The organism is Pseudomonas sp. FW305-7 (assembly GCF_058786735.1).
In genome coordinates this window covers 1-19,813 of record NZ_JBYSZA010000006.1, presented here as the reverse complement: position 1 = coordinate 19,813, position 19,813 = coordinate 1, and the positions used below count along the sequence as shown (strand labels likewise).

20 protein-coding genes are annotated in these 19,813 nt (G+C 59.1%); 2 read left to right on the top strand and 18 right to left on the bottom strand.

Going from position 1 to position 19,813, the window contains the following annotated elements; translation table 11 throughout:
• Window positions 1-56: 56 nt before the first annotated feature.
• The 15 genes from AC3WMT_RS09985 to AC3WMT_RS09915 all read right to left on the bottom strand — a co-directional run bounded on the left by AC3WMT_RS09985 (window position 57) and on the right by AC3WMT_RS09915 (window position 12,308).
• Window positions 57-1,025 carry a GTP 3',8-cyclase MoaA gene (locus tag AC3WMT_RS09985; protein WP_103306697.1) on the bottom strand — a complete coding sequence of 323 codons (969 nt, stop codon included), beginning with the start codon at window positions 1,023-1,025 and terminating at the stop codon, window positions 57-59.
• Between the two features lie 137 nt (window positions 1,026-1,162).
• Window positions 1,163-1,801, bottom strand: coding sequence for a TetR/AcrR family transcriptional regulator (locus AC3WMT_RS09980; protein ID WP_007908276.1), 639 nt, complete (start codon window positions 1,799-1,801; stop codon window positions 1,163-1,165).
• 340 nt (window positions 1,802-2,141) lie between these two features.
• Window positions 2,142-2,927 (bottom strand): TatD family hydrolase, encoded by a 786-nt coding sequence (locus AC3WMT_RS09975; RefSeq protein ID WP_103306698.1) that lies wholly within the window; start codon window positions 2,925-2,927, stop codon window positions 2,142-2,144.
• Window positions 2,928-2,942: 15 nt separating this feature from the next.
• Window positions 2,943-3,299, bottom strand: a complete 357-nt coding sequence (locus tag AC3WMT_RS09970) for a PilZ domain-containing protein (protein ID WP_103306699.1) — start codon at window positions 3,297-3,299, stop codon at window positions 2,943-2,945.
• Window positions 3,300-3,341: 42 nt separating this feature from the next.
• Window positions 3,342-4,325, bottom strand: coding sequence for a DNA polymerase III subunit delta' (locus tag AC3WMT_RS09965; protein WP_103306700.1), 984 nt, complete (start codon window positions 4,323-4,325; stop codon window positions 3,342-3,344).
• Window positions 4,318-4,950 carry a dTMP kinase gene (gene tmk, locus AC3WMT_RS09960; RefSeq protein WP_103306701.1) on the bottom strand — a complete coding sequence of 211 codons (633 nt, stop codon included), beginning with the start codon at window positions 4,948-4,950 and terminating at the stop codon, window positions 4,318-4,320. Before tmk ends, AC3WMT_RS09965 begins: the two co-directional genes overlap by 8 nt.
• Before the next feature lie 20 nt (window positions 4,951-4,970).
• Window positions 4,971-6,146 carry an endolytic transglycosylase MltG gene (gene mltG / locus AC3WMT_RS09955; RefSeq protein ID WP_103306702.1) on the bottom strand — a complete coding sequence of 392 codons (1,176 nt, stop codon included), beginning with the start codon at window positions 6,144-6,146 and terminating at the stop codon, window positions 4,971-4,973.
• 3 nt (window positions 6,147-6,149) lie between these two features.
• Window positions 6,150-6,965 (bottom strand): aminodeoxychorismate lyase, encoded by an 816-nt coding sequence (pabC, locus tag AC3WMT_RS09950; protein WP_103306703.1) that lies wholly within the window; start codon window positions 6,963-6,965, stop codon window positions 6,150-6,152.
• Window positions 6,965-8,209 (bottom strand): beta-ketoacyl-ACP synthase II, encoded by a 1,245-nt coding sequence (fabF, locus tag AC3WMT_RS09945; RefSeq protein ID WP_064120373.1) that lies wholly within the window; start codon window positions 8,207-8,209, stop codon window positions 6,965-6,967. The genes pabC and fabF overlap by 1 nt, the downstream gene beginning before the upstream one ends.
• A gap of 108 nt (window positions 8,210-8,317) precedes the next feature.
• Window positions 8,318-8,554 carry an acyl carrier protein gene (gene acpP, locus AC3WMT_RS09940; RefSeq protein ID WP_003175607.1) on the bottom strand — a complete coding sequence of 79 codons (237 nt, stop codon included), beginning with the start codon at window positions 8,552-8,554 and terminating at the stop codon, window positions 8,318-8,320.
• Window positions 8,555-8,750: 196 nt separating this feature from the next.
• Entirely contained in the window at window positions 8,751-9,491 is a 741-nt protein-coding gene (fabG, locus tag AC3WMT_RS09935) for a 3-oxoacyl-ACP reductase FabG (RefSeq protein ID WP_025113014.1), read from the bottom strand.
• 16 nt (window positions 9,492-9,507) lie between these two features.
• Window positions 9,508-10,446: an ACP S-malonyltransferase gene (gene fabD, locus AC3WMT_RS09930; RefSeq protein ID WP_103306704.1), complete on the bottom strand. Its 939-nt coding sequence runs from the start codon at window positions 10,444-10,446 to the stop codon at window positions 9,508-9,510.
• Between the two features lie 123 nt (window positions 10,447-10,569).
• Entirely contained in the window at window positions 10,570-11,580 is a 1,011-nt protein-coding gene (gene plsX, locus AC3WMT_RS09925) for a phosphate acyltransferase PlsX (protein WP_103306705.1), read from the bottom strand.
• A gap of 4 nt (window positions 11,581-11,584) precedes the next feature.
• Complete coding sequence (gene rpmF / locus AC3WMT_RS09920; RefSeq protein WP_003179396.1) at window positions 11,585-11,767, bottom strand: 50S ribosomal protein L32; 183 nt, start codon at window positions 11,765-11,767, stop codon at window positions 11,585-11,587.
• A gap of 13 nt (window positions 11,768-11,780) precedes the next feature.
• Window positions 11,781-12,308, bottom strand: coding sequence for a YceD family protein (locus tag AC3WMT_RS09915; protein ID WP_038364482.1), 528 nt, complete (start codon window positions 12,306-12,308; stop codon window positions 11,781-11,783).
• Between the two features lie 105 nt (window positions 12,309-12,413).
• Between AC3WMT_RS09915 and AC3WMT_RS09910 the strand changes: the two genes are divergently transcribed.
• Window positions 12,414-12,992 carry a Maf family protein gene (locus AC3WMT_RS09910; protein ID WP_103306706.1) on the top strand — a complete coding sequence of 193 codons (579 nt, stop codon included), beginning with the start codon at window positions 12,414-12,416 and terminating at the stop codon, window positions 12,990-12,992.
• Window positions 12,993-13,040: 48 nt separating this feature from the next.
• Here AC3WMT_RS09910 and sppA read toward each other — a convergent pair whose 3' ends face one another.
• The 3 genes from sppA to rluC are packed head-to-tail and all read right to left on the bottom strand — an operon-like array spanning window position 13,041 to window position 15,663.
• Window positions 13,041-14,030 (bottom strand): signal peptide peptidase SppA, encoded by a 990-nt coding sequence (gene sppA, locus AC3WMT_RS09905; RefSeq protein ID WP_103306707.1) that lies wholly within the window; start codon window positions 14,028-14,030, stop codon window positions 13,041-13,043.
• 24 nt (window positions 14,031-14,054) lie between these two features.
• On the bottom strand, window positions 14,055-14,717 hold the full coding sequence (locus AC3WMT_RS09900; RefSeq protein WP_103306708.1) for an HAD-IA family hydrolase: 663 nt from the start codon (window positions 14,715-14,717) through the stop codon (window positions 14,055-14,057).
• Entirely contained in the window at window positions 14,704-15,663 is a 960-nt protein-coding gene (gene rluC / locus AC3WMT_RS09895) for a 23S rRNA pseudouridine(955/2504/2580) synthase RluC (protein WP_103306709.1), read from the bottom strand. Before rluC ends, AC3WMT_RS09900 begins: the two co-directional genes overlap by 14 nt.
• 698 nt (window positions 15,664-16,361) lie before the next feature.
• Here rluC and rne point away from each other — a divergent pair.
• Complete coding sequence (gene rne, locus AC3WMT_RS09890) at window positions 16,362-19,625, top strand: ribonuclease E (protein ID WP_103306710.1); 3,264 nt, start codon at window positions 16,362-16,364, stop codon at window positions 19,623-19,625.
• Window positions 19,626-19,813: the final 188 nt, after the last annotated feature.

The window sequence follows — 19,813 nt, the reverse complement described above, 5'->3', positions numbered from 1 at the left end:
GAGGATGGTTTTGGGGTCGCTCCGCAACCCATCGGGGATAAATCCCCTCACCACAATCAGCCGCCGATGATCTTCATGACAGTCGCGCCGCCAGAGAACGCCACTTCCTGCTTGTCGCCCAAGGCTTTGACCAGCAGACGCTGGAGCGCCGGCAAAGCCTGATGACGCGGCTTGTCCAGCAGATCCCCGACATAGTGACGGTTGCTCGACGACAGGCAGCCATGCAGCCAACCGGTCGACGAAAGACGCAGTCGCGAGCAGGTCCGGCAGAACGGCACACTTTCGTTGGCGATCACACCGAAGTTGCCCAACCCGGGAATGGCGTAACGCACGGCGGTGGCGTCCACCGGTGCGTCGGTTTGCGCGTACTCATAGCGCTCGCCGATCAGCTCCAGCAATTGTTGCAGGCTGACGAACTGTTGCAGGAAAGCATTGGAGTCCTTAGCCAGATGGCCCATGCGCATCAGCTCGATGAAACGCAGCTCATAGCCACGCGCCAGACAGTAATCAAGCAGCGGCATCACCTGATCGAGGTTCTGCCCGCGCAACGGCACCATGTTGACCTTGATCTTCATCCCCGCCGCTGCCGCCTGGTCCATGCCATCGAGCACGGTGGCCAGATCGCCGCCACGAGCGATGCTGCGAAACGCATTGGCGTCGAGGGTATCGAGGGACACGTTGATCCGGCGCAAACCGGCATCCACCAGCAGCGGCAGTTTTTTCGCGAGGAGTTGACCGTTGGTGGTCAGGCTGATGTCGTCCAGACCCATCTTGCCGACGGCGGTCATGAACGATTCGAGTTTGGGGCTGACCAGTGGCTCGCCACCGGTAATGCGCAAACGCTCGATGCCAGCGGCTTCGATCAGATACGCCACGCCGCGCGCCATGGCCTCGGCCGACAGTTCATCCTGCGCAGCGACCAGCCGCTTGCCATTGGGCACGCAGTAGGTACACGCGTAATTGCAGGCTGAGGTCAGGCTGATGCGCAAATTGCGAAAACGCCTGCCTTGACGGTCAACGATCATGATCACTCCGGCAATGGAAAATCGAGCGGCTAAAACTTGACTCAGAATTCAAGTTTTAGCAAGCCCTATGCCTGAGTATATTCCTGCGGTACTGCGCCATGTAGCGAAATCATGGCGCAATAAGGCCGCTGAATGATTCAGCTGCTCGGCGTTTCCGGATCACGCTTGCGCTTGTTGCCCATGCGCACGCCGATGTCCATCAAGAACTGGAAGAAACCTTCCTGATCTTCCAGCACGTTGCTCCAGAACGGCGAGTGATACAGCGCCACGGCGCCGTGCACCAGCGCCCAGGACGCGCAGTAGTGGAAGTACGGTGGAACATCTTCGAGCTTGCCTTCGCTGATGCGGCCCTTGATCAACAGGGTCAGGCGTTCAAAGTTCGAGGCACGGATCTTGTGCAGCTCCTCGACCATTTCCGGCACCTGATTGCCCTTGACCACCTTCTCTTCGAGGCGATCGAACAGGCGATAGCGTTGCGGGTCGCGCATGCGGAATTCGAAGTAGGCACGGGACAGCGCTTCCTTGTCCTTATCGACATCGGCCGAATGCAGCAGCTCGTTCAAATCGCGCTCGTAATCGAGCATCAGGCGCAGATAGATCTCGGCCTTGGATTTGAAGTGCTTGTAGATCGTGCCTTTGCCGATACCCACGGCATCAGCAATCATCTCGACGGTGACACTGTCTTCACCTTGGTCGAGGAACAGCTTGAGCGCGGTATCGAGAATTTCTTGCTCGCGGCGACGAAACTCACGGACCTTACGAGGTTCTTTGTGCATAAGAAAAGGTCTGAAGGGTCAAAATTCGAAGCCGCGTATTATGCCTAACTTGCACAAAAATGCACGGATCATCCGACCATATCTGTGTTTCTTGTTCGTTTTGAGAACGTTTTGGGCGCAATGAGAACTCAACTGAAGCGAACGTATTCCAAATTTGTTTAAAAACCCCGACCGGCTAACTGGACTGCACGCCAGACTGATCAATACTTCAACTGTCGGGCGGCATCTCCCCCAAGTGCCGCGCCGATAAAGGTACCAAGGGACCGCGTGCCTTTGTTTTACTCCTAATGGTCTTAACCCGGATTCACCCCCCAGAACCCGGGTTTTTTTTGCCTGCGATTCAGGCTTTTACATGAGCCAACGGGAACAACCGCTTGAAGTTCTCGGTGGTCTGCTGGGCAAAACGCTCGTAGTTTTCCCCACGCAACATCGCCAGAAACTCCGCTACTTCACGTACGTACTGCGGCAGGTTGGGTTTGCCGCGATAAGGGATCGGCGCCAGATACGGCGAATCGGTTTCCACCAGCAGGCGATCCGCCGGGACCTTGCTCGCCACATCACGCAGCGCATCGGCATTGCGGAAAGTGACAATGCCCGACAGGGAAATGTAATAACCCATATCCAGCGCCGCCTTGGCCATGTCCCAGTCTTCCGTGAAGCAGTGCAGCACACCGGCCTGAGGCAAAGCCGCTTCACGCAGCAGTTCGAGGGTATCGGCACGGGCGCCACGGGTGTGGATGATCACCGGTTTGCCGGTCTGTTGCGCCGCTTGCAGGTGCAGACGAAAGGACTCCTGCTGCAGTTCGGCGGCTTCCGGTTCGTAGTGATAGTCCAGACCGGTTTCACCGATCGCCACCACTTTCGGGTGATTGAGTTCGTGCAGCAACCAGTCCAGTGCAGGGGCTGCGCCCGGCTGCACGTCCAGTGGATGCACGCCGACCGAGCAATCAACATCGGCATAACGCTCAGCCAGGGCTTTGACATCGGCGGCGTTGTCGGCGCTGACGCCGATGCACAGAAAGTGCCCTACTCCGCGCTGCCGGGCTGCATCGAGTGCGGCATCCAGCGAGCCGTCGTGGGCGGCGAGGTCGAGGCGATCAAGGTGACAATGGGAATCTACGAGCATAAAAAAGACTGCAACTTACATCGTATGAGTAGGACGGTCGGACTTGAGGGCTCCGGCCAGGTGGGTTTCGATGCGACTGCGGGCGGTGTTGTCGCCATCGTTGAACTGCACGCCGACACCCGCAGCGCGGTTACCTTGCGCACCTTTCGGGGTGATCCAGGCGACTTTGCCGGCCACCGGAATCTTCTCCGCCTCCTCCATGAGGTTCAGCAGCATGAAGACCTCGTCGCCCAACTTGTAGCTCTTGTTGGTCGGGATGAACAGGCCACCGTTCTTGATGAACGGCATGTAAGCGGCGTAAAGCACCGACTTGTCCTTGATGGTCAGGGACAGAATGCCGTTGCGCGGCCCGGGGCTTATCGGTTCATTCATGTTGACCTCCACTGCTGATGTTCAGAGTCTAGGTACACATTCCTATCTTTGACCAGGCAATCCCGCCCATTGCACCAGCAATGCTTCCAGCAGCAGCGCCGGATTGAGGTTGGCCTTGCTCAGGACTTTCTGCCGCTGGGCGAGAATCCAGTCCTGAATCTCGAGGACTTTACCCTGCGCACTCTTCTGCGCCAGGTATTGCACGACTTTACGCATGTCAGTCAGACCGAGGCCAGCTTCGTCCTGAGTCAGTTGATAACGCAGGATCAGACTCGACCAGTCACAGAACCAGTCGAACAGCCGCAGCATCGGAATGCTCTTCCACTCCTCGGCCAGTTGCGTCGGCGACTGCTGCTGCTTGAGCAACTTCTTCACCCCTTCTACCACTTGCGCGCGCTGCTCGCGTACGCCCTGGGATTGAAGACTGACCGCCATCAACGGCGAACCGGCGGCCAGCGTCAGCAGTTCGACACGCTCCTCTTCGGAACAATCCGGCAGCGCCTGCGCCAGCCACTGCAGGCTCATCGCCTCACCCGGCAACGGACAGGCCTGCTGCACACAACGGCTCTTGATGGTCGGCAACAAACGGCTTGGCTGGTGGCTGACCAACAGCAGAACGGTATCGCCCGAAGGTTCTTCCAGGCTCTTGAGCAAGGCATTAGCGGCGTTGATGTTCATCGACTCGACCGGCTCGATCAAGACCACTTTGCGCCCACCCAGTTGCGCGGTCTGCACCACGAAACTGACCAGATCGCGCACCTGATCGACCTTGATGGCCTTGTCGGCCTCTTCCGGTTCGAGGATGTAATTGTCCGGGTGACTGCCGGCCTTGAGCAGCAGACAGGATTTGCACTCGCCGCACGCCTCGGGTGTCGGGCGCTGGCACAACAGGCTGGCCATCAGTCGCTCGGCCAGCGCGCGTTTACCAATTCCCGCCGGGCCGTGCATCAGATACGCGTGCGCGTGCTGGCTACGCCCGGCCAGTTGCTGCCAGAGACTGTCCTGCCATGGATAGGCCTCAGCCACGGGCCAGCTCCAGCAAGTTCGGGAGCAAGGTATCCAGCGATTGCTGAACCTTGACCAACGGCTGACCGGCATCGATGCGCACATAGCGCGCAGGATCGGCTTCAGCACGCCTGAGGAACGCACTGCGCACCGCTTCGAAAAATGCCCGGCCTTCCAGTTCGAAGCGGTCGAGGCGACCACGAGCACTGGCACGGGCCAGGCCGATTTCCACCGGCAGATCAAAAATCAGTGTGAGGTCCGGTCGCAGATCGCCCTGTACGAAGGCTTCCAGTGCGGCGATACGCTCCAGCGACAAACCACGGCCGCCGCCTTGATAGGCATAGGTCGAATCAGTGAAACGGTCGCAGAGTACGACAGCGCCACGGGCCAGTGCCGGACGAATCACTTCGGCCAGATGCTGGGCGCGTGCGGCAAATACCAGCAACAGCTCGGTGTCCGGGTTCATGACTTCGTCGGCCGGCGCCAGCAGCACGTCGCGAATGCGTTCGGCCAGCGGCGTGCCGCCGGGCTCGCGGGTCAGCACCACTTCGATACCAGCGGCGCGCAGGCGCTCGGCGAGATATTCGCGGTTGGTACTTTTGCCGGCGCCTTCCGGGCCTTCCAGGGTAATAAACAAGCCAGTCACAGGCAGTCCTTAATTCAAAGTCATTGCGCGTTTTGTGGAGCAGCGGCTTCCGGAGTCGGTGCAGACTCCTGCGGCGCAACCTGTGGCAGCGCTTCCGGCGCGGTGTCCGGGGATGCCGCGGGAATTGCTTCATCAGTCGCCGGAGCCGCTTCGGGCGTCGTGACCGGCGCCGGGCTGGAGCGGTAATCCGCACGTCGTTTGAGCTGGAATTCACGCACCGCACTGTTGTGCGCATCCAGATCATCCGAGAACACATGGCTACCGTCGCCGCGTGCGACAAAATACAGGCTGGTGCCTTCCACCGGGTTCAGCGCCGCGTGAATCGCTTCACGCCCGACCATCGCAATCGGCGTCGGCGGCAAACCGGGAATCACATAAGTGTTGTACGGCGTAGGCTCCTTGAGATGAGCGCGGGTCAGTTTGCCGGTGTAGCGATCGCCCAAACCGTAGATCACCGTCGGGTCAGTCTGCAACTGCATCCCCAGCGCCATGCGGCGCACGAAGACCCCGGCAATCTCGCCGCGCTCCTGTGGCACACCGGTTTCTTTCTCGACCAGCGAGGCCATGATCAGCGCTTGATAAGGTTCCTTGTAAGGCGCGTCGACGGAGCGTTTTTCCCACTCCTTGGCCAGCACCTCATCGAGACGGTCGAAGGCCTTTTTCAGCAGCTCGGTATCGGAGACCCCGCGCACAAAGCGGTAGGTATCGGGGAAGAAGCGGCCTTCCGGGAACAGGCCCTTGTGGCCAATCTTCGCCATCACTTCGCTGTCGCTCAGACCATTGAGGGTCTGTTCGATTTTCTCGTCTTTCGCCAGCGCGGCGCGCACCTGATGGAAATTCCAGCCCTCGACCAGCGTCAGGCTGTACTGAACCACTTCGCCACGCTTCCACAAGTCGATCAGACCGTTAACGGTCATGCCCGGCTGCATGCGGTATTCGCCGGTATGAATCGGCGTACCGGCGAGATTGAAGCGCCAGTAAATCCGCAGCCAGAACGCGTCCTTGATGACGCCATCGCTTTCAAGTCCGAGAAAGGTTCGAGTCGGTGTAGAGCCTTTCGGCACATCCAGCAGCTCTTCCTGCGTGATGTTCAGAGGCTGTTCCAGTGCACTGTGAATTTTCCAGGCGCTGGCGCCCAACAGCAGCCCTGCCAGAACCAGTCCGGTTTCCAGCAGCAGCAAAAGTTTACGTCTCACAAATCAGGCATCCAGTAGGGCGCGGGCAATGGTTTGCAGTTTACGGGTGAGCGGGCCAACCGGCCAGCTCAGTGCAGCGTAGGCGCGTACCGGCCAGACGCCATACACGCTGTTACAGACGAAGACTTCATCGGCCCATTGCAGCTGTTCAAGGCTGATGTCGGCCATTTGAGTGGGGATGGCCAATGACTCGGCCTGAAACAATATTTCGGCACGCATCACCCCGGCCACGCCGCAGCGTTTCAGATCAGGCGTGATCAACACACCGTCACGCACCAGGAACAGATTGCTGAATACGCCTTCAATGACCCGACCGGCCTGATCGAGCATCAAGCCTTCGGCATGCTCGCTGTCCTGCCATTCGGCGCGGGCGAGAACCTGTTCAAGGCGATTGAGGTGTTTCAGCCCGGCGAGCAATGGCTGTTTGGACAAGCGCGTGCTGCACGGAAACAGGCGAATGCCTTGTTCAGCATGAACAGCGGGATAAACCGCAGGGGGATTGCCTTGCAGAATACGTCGGGCCTGCGCCGCAGGATCGGGCGCATAACCACGCAGGCCGTCGCCACGGGTAAGGATGAGCTTGAGCACGCCCTCACCCATCGCGGCCGCGTAGTTCAGCAGTTCATGGCGAATCAGCTCGATATCAGTCGTGATGGCCAGACGCGTACAGCCTTCAGCCAAACGTGTCAGGTGTCGATCCAACAGCACTGGCTGACCGCAATGCACGGCGATGGTCTCGAACAGACCATCGCCGTAAGCCAGGCCGCGATCTTTCAGCGACAGAGCGTCAGCCGGTTGACCGTCGACCCAGCTGTCCATCAGCCCGCGAACCGGCGGAATGCCAAGGTACCGTTGGTACCGCCAAAACCGAAGGAGTTGGACAGCACGACATCGATGTCCATGTTGCGCGCCGTGTGCGGCACGAAATCGAGATCGCAGCCTTCGTCCGGCTCATCAAGGTTGATGGTCGGCGGTGCCACCTGGCTGTTGATCGCCAGCACACTGAAGATCGCCTCGACCGCGCCCGCCGCACCCAACAGGTGACCGGTCATGGACTTGGTGGAGCTGACCGCCAGTTTGTAGGCGTGCTCGCCGAACACCGACTTGATCGCGTTGGCTTCGGCAAGGTCGCCGGCCGGGGTCGAGGTGCCGTGGGCGTTGATATATTGCACTTGATCAACGTTGATCTTCGCATCGCGCAGCGCATTGGTGATGCAGCGTGCAGCACCGGCACCGTCGGCAGGAGGCGAGGTCATGTGGAACGCATCGCCACTGGTGCCGAAACCGATCAGCTCGGCGTAGATGGTCGCACCGCGCGCTTTGGCGTGTTCAAGCTCTTCGAGCACCAGTGCCCCGGCGCCATCGGACAGCACGAAACCGTCACGCCCCTTGTCCCATGGACGGCTGGCGCGGGTTGGTTCGTCGTTGCGTGTCGAAAGTGCACGGGAAGCACCAAAGCCGCCCATGCCCAGACCGCACGCGGCCATTTCGGCACCGCCGGCAATCATCACGTCGGCTTCGTCGTACATGATGTTGCGCGCCGCCATGCCGATGCAGTGCGTACCAGTGGTACACGCCGTGGCGATGGCGTAGTTAGGTCCCTGTGCCCCCAGGTGGATGGACAGGAAACCGGAAATCATATTGATGATCGAGCCAGGCACGAAGAATGGCGAGATTCGACGCGGGCCCGTCTCATGCAGAGTACGGCTGGTTTCTTCAATGTTGGTCAGACCGCCGATCCCCGAACCCATGGCCACGCCAATGCGTTCACGGTTGGCGTCGGTGACTTCGAGCCCGGCATTGCGTACGGCTTGAAAGCCGGCGGCGAGGCCGTACTGAATGAACAGGTCGAGCTTGCGCGCTTCCTTGACCGACAGGTATTCCTCGACATTGAAGCCCTTTACCGAGCCGCCAAAGCGGGTGGAATAGGCAGAAAGGTCGGTGTGTTCGATCAGACCAATGCCACTGCGGCCAGCCAGAATGCCCTGCCAACTGCTCGGCACATCCGTGCCCAGTGGCGACAACATACCCATACCGGTGACTACGACGCGTCTACGCGACACAGCACTCTCCTTTTTCAAATGACGATTTTGCATCAGGCCTAAAGAAAAAACCGCACGCCATGATGGCAGTGCGGTTTTTCCATGACAGCAAGCAACGATTACAAACTATTACGCCTGGTGGCTAGTAACGTAGTCGATTGCAGCTTGTACAGTAGTGATCTTCTCAGCTTCTTCGTCAGGGATTTCGGTCTCGAATTCCTCTTCCAGAGCCATCACCAGCTCAACGGTGTCAAGGGAGTCGGCACCCAGGTCTTCTACGAAGGAAGCAGTGTTAACCACTTCTTCTTCTTTAACACCCAGTTGCTCGGCAACGATTTTCTTGACGCGCTCTTCGATGGTGCTCATACCTTGTTTTCACTCCTAATGGACAAATTCAGGCAGCTGGCCAGTGGGTAAGTGTATAGAAAGACTTTTCAGCTTTTCAACTGAAAGCTTCACTCCTCAAACCCTACGGCCCTCTGCCTATAAATAGATTGCAGCTTTATAACGGATTTTAGACAGCTCGTATGACATTTTTTTGAAGCAATCCGTCACATTTTACTTACATGTACATCCCACCGTTCACCGGGATTGTAGCCCCAGTGACGTATGCCGCACCGTCGGATGCAAGAAAAGCGACCACAGACGCGATCTCTTGAGCTTGTCCCAGACGACCCAGCGGAATCTGCGTCTGCAAGGCTTCACGCTGTGCTTCAGGCAGCTCGCGCGTCATATCGGTGTCGATAAACCCTGGGGTTACCGAGTTGACCGTAATCGAACGCGAACCGACTTCACGCGCCATTGCACGGCTGAAACCTTCCAGACCGGCCTTGGCGGCTGCATAGTTTACTTGGCCTGCGTTGCCCATGGCACCCACCACCGAGCCAATACTGATAATTCGGCCCCAACGCGCCTTGGTCATACCGCGCAGAACGCCCTTGGACAGGCGATACAGACTGTTCAGGTTGGTATCGATGACGTCATACCATTCGTCATCTTTCATGCGCATCATCAGGTTATCGCGGGTGATGCCGGCATTATTGACCAGAATTGCCGGCGCACCGAACTGTTCCTGAATGCTTGCGATGACTTTGCTGACCGACTCGTCGCTGGTGACGTTGAGTTCCAGACCAGTACCCTGAATGCCATGCTCTTTCAGCGTGGCAGCAATCGCCTCGGCGCCCTTGGCGGAAGTCGCGGTGCCAACCACGATGGCGCCCTGACGGCCCAGCTCCAGTGCGATAGCCTGGCCGATACCGCGGCTTGCACCGGTGACCAGTGCAACTTTACCTTGCAGACTCATGCAAGTTTCTCCTGATTCAGGCTTGCGCTGCGCGAGCGGCAGCGAAAGCGTCTGGGGTATTGAGGTTGGAAGTCGCAACGCCTTCGGCGCAACGCTTGTTCAGGCCGGCCAGGACTTTGCCCGGGCCGCACTCGACCAGATTGGTCGCGCCCTTGGCTGCAAGGGTCTGAACGGATTCGACCCAGCGTACTGGTTTGTAGAGTTGTTCGAGCAGATCACGCTTGAGGGTTTCCAGATCGGCCGGCACTTGCGCGCTGACGTTCTGTACCACCGGGATCTGCGGCGCCTGCCAGTCGATGGCGGCGATGGATTCGGCAAAGCGCTCGGCAGCCGGACGCATCAGTTCGCAGTGCGATGGCACGCTCACTGGCAACGGCATGGCACGTTTGGCGCCACGGGCCTTGCAGCCTTCGATGGCGCGCTCAACGGCAGCCTTGGCACCGGCGATGACCACTTGGCCCGGCGAGTTGAAGTTGACGGCGCTGACCACTTCACCCTGCGCCGCTTCAGCGCAGGCTGCCAGCACATCAGCGTCCTCCAGACCGAGAATGGCAGCCATGCCGCCCTGCCCCGCTGGAACCGCTTCCTGCATCAGTTGACCACGGCGCTCAACGAGCTTGACCGCGTCAGCCAACGTCAGGCTGCCGGCAGCGACCAGTGCGCTGTATTCACCCAGGCTGTGACCGGCAACAAATGCCGGACGCGCGCCACCTTCCGCCAGCCACAGACGCCAGAGGGCAATCGAGGCGGTCAGAATGGCCGGTTGGGTTTTATCGGTTTGATTGAGCAGCTCTTCCGGGCCCTGCTGGGTCAACGCCCACAGGTCATAGCCCAGAGCAGCAGAGGCTTCTTGGAAAGTTTCGAGGATCAGCGGATGTTGCGCGCCCAGCTCGGCCAGCATGCCGAGGGACTGCGAACCCTGTCCTGGAAAGACGAATGCGAGGGAAGCAGACATGTAACAAGCCCCTAATGATCTTGTCGTCGGAAAATGACGCCCCGCTTGGGGACGCAAGAAACTGACAGTTGGATGGCCCTTTGAACCGGGCGGTCACATTTAAGCATTGTCGGACGAAAACGCCTAAGACAACAAATCCTCCAGACGACCGTGGAGGCGCTCGGGAAGATTCTCCTGAATCTCGATCAATGCGCGCTGAATCGCACTCTGAAAGCCCTGAACCCCGGCCGAACCGTGACTTTTCACGACGATACCCTGCAAGCCGAGGAAGCTTGCGCCATTATGTCGCGCCGGCGCCAGATCAGCCTGCAAGCGCTTCATCAGCGGCAACGCCAAGGCGCCGACCGCACGCGAGGCAAAGTTCTTTTTGAACAGCGCTTCGATCCGTGCAGCAATCATCGTTGCCAACCCTTCGCTGGACTTGAGCAGGATATTGCCGACAAAACCGTCACAGACCACCACATCCGCTTCGCCGCGATACAGACCATCGCCCTCGACAAAACCGATGTAGTTGATGCCGCGAGCAGCCTGGAGCAGCGTTGCCGCCAGTTTTACCTGTTGATTACCCTTGATGTCTTCGGTGCCGATATTCAGCAACGCCACGCGCGGACGAGCGATACCCAGCGTTTGCGCTGCCACCGAGCCCATCACCGCGAACTGCAATAAATGCTCAGCACTGCAATCGACGTTGGCGCCAAGGTCGAGCAACTGGCAATAACCCTTTTGCGTCGGGATCGCGGCAACCATGGCGGGACGATCAATACCCGGCAGAGTTTTCAAAACGAACCGCGACAAAGCCATCAACGCACCGGTATTGCCGGCACTGACGCAGGCTTGCGCCTTGCCATCGCGCACCAGCTCAAGGGCGACACGCATCGACGAATCCGGCTTGCCACGCAGCGCCTGGGTCGGTTTTTCGTCCATGGTGATGACTTCGCTCGCCGCAACAATCGTCAGGCGCGCGCGATCGGCAGCCGATTGGCCATTGATCAATTCTTCAAGAAGGGAGGGTTGACCGACAAGGGTCAGGTGCAGCGAGGGCGTAGCAGAAAGGCAAGCAAGGCTGGCCTGAACAATGCTGCGGGGACCGAAGTCCCCGCCCATTGCGTCAATCGCGATGACTTGAGCGGACAAGTGATTACTCGTCAGCGCCCTTGTCGATCACTTTACGGCCACGGTATACGCCTTCTGGCGATACGTGGTGACGCAGGTGAACCTCACCAGTGGTTTTTTCTACAGACAGAGTGCTAGCCTCGAGAGCGTCGTGCGAACGGCGCATGTCACGGGCAGAGCGGGATTTTTTGTTCTGCTGAACAGCCATAATTGATTAACTCCTAAACGTTTGGGTCACGCTTTAACTGCGCCAATACACTGAACGGGTTGGACCGCGTTACCTCGTCCTCGCTCGGTTCGGGCTCATCTGCTCCCGCCGGCTGCTGGCATTCTTCCGGATGATGAGCAGGCACAATAGGCAAGGCAAGCAGAAGCTCTTCCTCGACCAGTGACTGCAGATCCAATGGATCTTCGCCCAGTTCCAGCACGTCATAACCTTTCGGTAACGACTGGGTATTCGCACCCTCCTTCACCACAGCGTAACTGCATTCGCTATGGATCGGCAGGGTGACCAGCTCAAGACAACGCTGGCAAACCATTTTGACTTCGGTGTCGATAAAGCTGTGGATCACCACAGATTTACGTTCATCTCGTTCAAAAACGAATTTCGCCTGCACCGTACCGACATCGTCGGAAAGCGGGTCGCAGAGTCTCTTCAAATCGGCCAGCAGCAGTTCACCTTGAAGGGTGGTGCCACGGTCAGCCAATTTGCGCGGGTCAACGTGAGGTGGAATCGGGTCATTCAACATAGGCGCAGCATTATAGGGATGCACCCACCCATGTCAAAGGAAATTGTGCCCTGTCCGTCACTTGCGTGCCTCCGTTAGAATTCGCACCTGCCTCAGGAGACGCGAATGCTGCCTTTATTACTTGCTTCAAGCTCGACTTATCGCCGGGAACTGCTCGCCCGTCTGCACCTGCCGTTCGTCTGCAGTTCACCGGATATCGATGAAAGTCACCGCCCGGGCGAGTCGGCCATCGAACTGGTCAAACGTCTCGCCGAACAGAAAGCCCGGGCGCTGACTGACAGCCACCCCGCTCATCTGATTATCGGCTCGGACCAGGTGGCAGTGCTCGGCGAGCAGATCATCGGCAAGCCGCACACCTTCGAGAAGGCCCGCGAACAGCTTTTGGCCGCCAGCGGTGCCAGCGTGACCTTCCTGACCGGCCTGGCGCTGCTCAACAGCCAGACTGGCCAATGTCAGATCGACTGCGTGCCCTTCACCGTCCACATGCGCCAGCTCGATCAGTCGCGCATCGAGCGCTATTTACGCATCGAGCAACCTTACGACTGCGCTGGCAGCTTCAAAGCTGAAGGCCTCGGCGTAAGCCTGTTTCAATCCACCGAAGGCCCTGACGCCACCAGCCTGATCGGCCTACCGCTGATTCGCCTGATCGACATGCTGCTGGCTGAAGGCGTGCAGATTCCCTGAGCCACAAAAAACCGGCCATCAAGGCCGGTTTTTCCATGCCGCGATTTCTTAGCGCAGCGAAGGCCCGTGGAAACCCATCCACATCGCCAACTGCTCAGCCACGCTTGCACCGAGCTTCTTCGAGAAGCGATCGAATGGCGACTCCTGAACAGTGAAGTCCACCAGCTCCTTCTCGCCAATCACATCACGCGCAACAGAGCTGGCGTTACCCAGACCATCGATCAAGCCCAGCGGCAGCGCCTGCTCGCCCGACCAGACCAGCCCGGAGAACAGCTCCGGATGCTCTTTGTCTTTCAGACGATCACCACGCCCCTGCTTGACGCTATTGATGAACTGCTTGTGCGTGGTATCCAGCACGCTTTGCCAGAACGCAGTTTCTTCCGGCTTTTGCGGCTGAAACGGATCAAGGAACGACTTGTGCTCACCCGACGTGTACGTACGGCGCTCGACACCCAGCTTCTCCATGGTGCCGACAAAACCATAACCCGCTGCTGTCACGCCGATGGAACCGACCAGGCTCGCCTTGTCGGCGTAAATCTGATCTGCCGCGCTGGCGATGTAATACGCACCGGACGCACCTAGATCGGAAATCACCGCATAGACCTTGGTATCCGGATGCAGACCGCGCAAACGCTTGATCTCGTCGTAGACGTAACCCGACTGCACCGGACTGCCACCCGGGCTGTTAATGCGCAGGATCACACCCTTGACCTTCTTGTCCTCGAACGCCGCACGCAGGCTGCCGACGATGTTGTCGGCACTGGCCGGTTCTTTGTCGGCGATCATGCCGGTAACGTCGATCAGCGCGGTGTAGTTCGGGCCACGGGTGGCGCTCTTTTCCATGTCCATCAACGGCGTGAACAGGATCAGCGCAACAAACAGATAAACAAACGTCAGCAGCTTGAAGAAGATCCCCCAACGCCGCGAACGACGCTGCTCCTGGACGCCGGCCAGCAGGGTCTTTTCCAACAGCTTCCAGCTTTTCTCGTCACCGCCGTCGGCCTCTGCCTTGGCCGGCGCCTTCCATTCATCTGTCATGCCATCCACCCCAGCAAAATCGTATTAAGCCCGCTGACCCAGCCAGGCATGCAATTCGGAAAAACGGTCGATCGACAGGCGCGGCTCGTACTGCTGCAGCGATTCGATCGATTGCGCGCCATAACTGACCGCCACAGATGCCATGCCCGCATTGCGCGCCATCAGCAGATCGAAGGACGAATCCCCTACCATCAGCGCCTGATCGGCACGCACACCACAATGCGCAAGGATCTGCTCCAGCATCAGAGGGTGTGGCTTGCTGGCAGTTTCATCGGCAGCGCGGGTGATATCGAAATAATCTTCCCAGCCATTGGCCTTGAGCACCCGGTCCAGTCCGCGCCGATTCTTGCCGGTCGCGACGGCCAGGTGATAGCCCTGCTCACGAAAGGATGCCATCGACTCAACGACACCCTCGAACAACGGCGAGGGCACAGCTTCTGCAGCGATGTAGTGATCCGCGTAATACTCGCGAAACGCAATCATTTCTGCATCGCTGATCTCGGGATACAACGTGCGAATCGCTTCGGGCAAGCCCAGACCGATGATGCCTTTGACGGCAAAATCGTTGCGCAACTCGAAACCGGAACGCTCGGACGCCGAATGCATCGCCTCGACGATCCGATGAATGGAATCAGCCAGCGTGCCGTCCCAATCGAAAATCAGCAGTTTGTAATCAGATGGGCGCACTCAATCGCTCCACTGTCTTGGCCCACATTTCATCGACCGGCGCCTGCAAGGTCAGCTTGCCGCCATCGGGCAGCGGCACGGTCAGCATGTAGGCATGCAGGAAGAGGCGCTTGCCACCCAAATCACGGATTTCCTTGGTGAAATCGTCGTCGCCGTACTTGCTGTCACCGGCGATGCAATGTCCGGCGTGCAGGGTGTGCACACGAATCTGGTGGGTCCGGCCGGTGACAGGCTTGGCCTCGACCATAGTCGCGAAGTCGCCGAAGCGGCGCAGCACCTTGAACACGGTCAGGGCTTCTTTGCCTTCGTCGTTGACTTCGACCATGCGTTCGCCTGAACGCAGATTGCTCTTGAGCAACGGCGCACTGACCTGCTTGATCGAGGTCGCCCAGTTACCGCGAACCAGCGCCATGTAGCGCTTGTCGACGCCGTCGCCACGCAGCTTTTCGTGCAAGTGACGCAGCATGCTGCGTTTCTTGGCGATCATCAGCAGGCCGGAGGTGTCGCGGTCGAGGCGATGAACGAGTTCCAGTTCCTTGGCATCGGGACGCAACTGACGAAAGGCTTCGATCACACCGAAATTCAGGCCACTGCCACCGTGAACAGCAATGCCTGCGGGCTTGTTGATCACGATCAGGGCTTTGTCTTCGTAGACAATCGAGGCTTCCAGGCGTTGCAACAGACCTTGCGCCAAAGGCACCGGCTCGTCGCGCTCAGGCACGCGAACCGGCGGCACGCGCACGATATCGCCGGCCTGCAGCTTGTATTCGGGCTTGATCCGACCTTTGTTCACACGCACTTCGCCTTTACGCAAAATGCGGTAAATCAAGGTCTTGGGCACGCCTTTGAGCCGGGCGAGGAGGAAATTGTCGATTCGTTGGCCGGCATACTCCGGCGAGACTTCAAGCAATTGAACGCCTGGAGTCGAAGGGGCAGTAGTTGTCATACCGCGGATGATAACAATTTTTATGGAATTGAAGCACTTAATCATTGCTGCTATAGTCGCGAACGCCGCCAAAAGCGGCCTGGACAGCGGCACCACGGTCAAAAACCGGCCCTGACCAACGCAATTCACCAGGACGCGAGGCCGTCCTACGGGGCTTTCGCTACGTAACGGTGGAGTTTGCGGTTGTAACAAGCGCAGGTGACATGAGGCCTGAATCACACCGCCGAGCAGAGTTTTTACTCGCCCGGCAGGCAAATATTCGAGGCCAGTTCACAAAGTGCAGTCAGCTGCAGATGACCCCGAGCGAACGCTTCGGAAACACCGCCTGAATTAGCCATGATGCGTGACCTCCCCTTTCGGAGCTCACGGTAAATGCCAACCCGCTGCGGATTCTGCGCGCGGCAGCACCCGAATTATCAGGGATACGTGTAGGGTGGAGATGCACAACCGCTGGACTGTGTAGCAATAGGCTTTATCAAGACGCTTCATCTCGTCCACAGCCACGGTTGATTCCTCCTCCTGACTGAGTGCTTAAGTAGCCACAGCAAGCAGGACGCGTACGTCGCGGTATCGGCCCAATTGGTCGTACATCGCTGGACACGGGAATGGCCAACCACTCCCGACGCACCTGACACCGACCGTGAGAAGTCGTGTGTGCCGAACGCCGTTTCCGGCAGCCCGGAAACCGACGGTACTACATGAAAAGAATGCTGATTAACGCAACTCAACCCGAAGAGTTGCGTGTTGCACTGGTAGATGGCCAACGCCTCTACGACCTGGACATCGAATCCGGTGCACGCGAGCAGAAAAAGGCCAACATCTATAAAGGCCGTATCACTCGCATCGAACCAAGCCTTGAGGCTGCCTTTGTCGATTTCGGCTCCGAGCGCCACGGCTTCCTGCCCCTCAAAGAAATCTCCCGCGAATACTTCAAGAAAGCCCCTGAAGGCCGCGTCAACATCAAGGACGTCCTGAGCGAAGGCCAGGAAGTTATCGTTCAGGTCGAAAAAGAAGAACGTGGCAACAAGGGCGCCGCCCTGACCACCTTCATCAGCCTGGCCGGTCGTTACCTCGTGCTGATGCCGAACAACCCGCGTGCCGGCGGCATTTCCCGTCGCATCGAAGGCGAAGAGCGCAATGAACTGCGTGAAGCGCTGAACGGCCTGGTTGCACCGGCCGACATGGGTCTGATCGTGCGCACTGCCGGCCTGGGCCGCAGCAGCGAGGAAATGCAGTGGGACCTCGACTACCTGCTGCAACTGTGGACCGCCATCAAAGAAGCCTCGCTGGATCGCTCCGCGCCATTCCTGATCTACCAGGAAAGCAACGTGATCATCCGTGCCATCCGCGATTACCTGCGCCAGGACATCGGCGAAGTGCTGATCGACAGCGTTGAAGCTCAGGACGAAGCCCTGACCTTCATCCGCCAGGTGATGCCGCAGTACGCCAGCAAGATCAAGCTGTACGAAGACAGCGTTCCGCTGTTCAACCGTTTCCAGATCGAAAGCCAGATCGAGACCGCTTTCCAGCGCGTCGTTGAGCTGCCTTCCGGCGGCTCCATCGTCATCGATCCGACCGAAGCCCTGGTGTCCATCGACATCAACTCGGCGCGCGCCACCAAAGGCAGCGACATCGAAGAAACCGCCCTGCAGACCAACCTTGAAGCGGCTGAAGAAATCGCTCGCCAGTTGCGCCTGCGCGACATCGGCGGCCTGATCGTCATCGACTTCATCGACATGACCCCTGCCAAGAACCAGCGCGCCGTGGAAGAGAAAGTCCGCGAATGCCTGGAAGCCGACCGCGCTCGCGTGCAGATCGGCCGCATCTCGCGCTTCGGCCTGCTGGAAATGTCCCGTCAGCGCCTGCGTCCATCGCTGGGCGAAAGCAGTGGCATCGTCTGCCCGCGTTGCAACGGCACCGGCATCATCCGTGACGTTGAATCGCTGTCGCTGGCGATCCTGCGTCTGATCGAAGAAGAAGCCCTGAAAGACCGCACTGCCGAAGTTCGCGCTCAAGTGCCGATCCCGGTGGCGGCGTTCCTGCTCAATGAAAAACGTAACTCGATCACCAAGATCGAACTGCGCACCCGTGCTCGCATCGTCATTCTGCCGAACGATCACCTGGAAACCCCGCACTTCGAAGTTCAGCGTCTGCGTGACGACAGCCCGGAAGCCGCGACCAACCAGTCCAGCTACGAAATCGCTGCCGCCGCTGCCGAAGTCGAGGAAGTCCAGCCAGCCGCTGCGACCCGCACCCTGGTTCGTCAGGAAGCCGCGGTCAAGACCGCTCCGGCCCGTGCCAACGCTCCGGTTCCGACCGAAGCTGCCGCACCTGTTGCCCCAGCGCCTGCTCCGGTTGCTGCGCCAGAACCAAGCCTGTTCAAAGGTCTGGTGAAATCGCTGGTCAGCCTGTTCGCGACCAAAGAAGAACCAGCCGCTCCGGTTGTGGTTGAAAAACCAGCCGCCGAACGTCCGGCCCGTAACGAAGAGCGTCGCAACGGTCGTCAACAGAGCCGCAACCGTAACGGTCGTCGCGATGAAGAACGCAAGCCGCGCGAAGAGCGCGCTCCACGTGAAGAACGCGCCCCACGCGAGCCGCGTGAAGAGCGTGCGCCACGTGAAGCCCGTGAAGTCCGCGAGCCTCGTGAAGCCCGCACCGAAGCGCCAGTAGCCCGCGAAGAACGCGCGCCACGTGCTCCGCGTGAAGAACGTGCACCGCGCGCTCCGCGTGAAGATCGCAAGCCTCGTGGCGAGCGTGAAGAACGTGTACGTGAACTGCGCGAACCTCTGGACGCTGCTCCAGTTGCTGCCGCCGCTGCAGTCGTGACCGCTGAAGAGCGTCCGGCCCGTCAGCCACGTGAAGAACGCGCACCGCGTCCGCCGCGTGAAGAGCGTCAACCGCGTCCTGAGCAAGCCGCTGCTGTCGTTGCTGAAGAAGAAGTCATCAGCAATGAAGAGCAACTGCCGGAAGATGGTTCGGAGAACGCCGAAGGCGATCGTCCACGTCGTCGCTCCCGCGGCCAGCGTCGTCGCAGCAACCGTCGTGAGCGTCAGCGTGATGCCAACGGCAATGTGATCGAAGGTTCGGAAGAATCCGAATCCGAAACCGGCGAAAACGTTGAAGCGCCAAGCACTGCCGATCTGGCTGCTGGCCTCGCTGTTACCGCTGCTGTTGCCAGCACCGTGATCAGCGCTCCGGCAGAAGCCCAAGCTCACGAACAAGCTGAACGCGCTACTGCTGCGACGCTGGAAACCGCTCCAGTTGAAGCACCGGTTGTTGAAGCTCCCGCTGTTGAAGCAACCACTCCAGTAGAAGTGACTGCTGCTCCAGAGGTTGAAGTGGCTCCGGTTCGCGAAGCCCAGTCGCAGTTTGAAGCGTTCGCTCAACCTGCTGCTGAAGTCGAAGAGGCACCAGTCGTTGTTGCAGAGCCGGTTGTCGAAACCGTCGCTGAAACCGTGACCGAAACCGTGCGTGAAGTTCGCGAAGAGCAAACCGCATTCAACTGGGTTGCCGAGCCAGCCGTCGCTGAAACACCAGCGCCTGCATTCGAAGCGCCAGTGGTTGAAGAAGCCAAGGTTGCCGAACCTGCTCCAGCGCCAGTCGTTGAAGCACCGGTGGTCGAAGCGCCAGTGGCTGCCGAAGCTCCAGCCCCGGTGGCTGAGCCAGCTCCAGCCAGCGCCCTGACGCCAAATGGTCGCGCGCCAAACGATCCACGTGAAGTGCGTCGTCGCAAGCGTGAAGAAGAGCGTCTGGCGAAAGAAGCCGAACTGGCGGCCGCTGCTGCTCCGGTTGCTGCCGAGCCAGCCGTTGTTGCTGAAGTGGTCGAGGCAGCGCCTGCCCCGGTTGCTGATGAAGCCGTGGTTGAATCGGTCATCGCTGAAGCTCCACGCTCCGTTCAGGACGCGGTAGAGCAACACGAAGAGGCCCAGGAAAAAGAACACGAGCCTAAACCTCTCGTCTGATTCCAAAAGCCAATAAAAAGCCCCGCCCGGTGAAAGCCTGGCGGGGCTTTTTTATACCTCAGCTTTTGGAGCGTATTGCAGATCTATCCCCCTCACCCCAACCCTCTCCCAGTGTATGTACCGGAGACATGGTGGACACATGTTCGGAGACATGGTGGACGGTTTTAGATCTTCTTACCTGCCGTAAC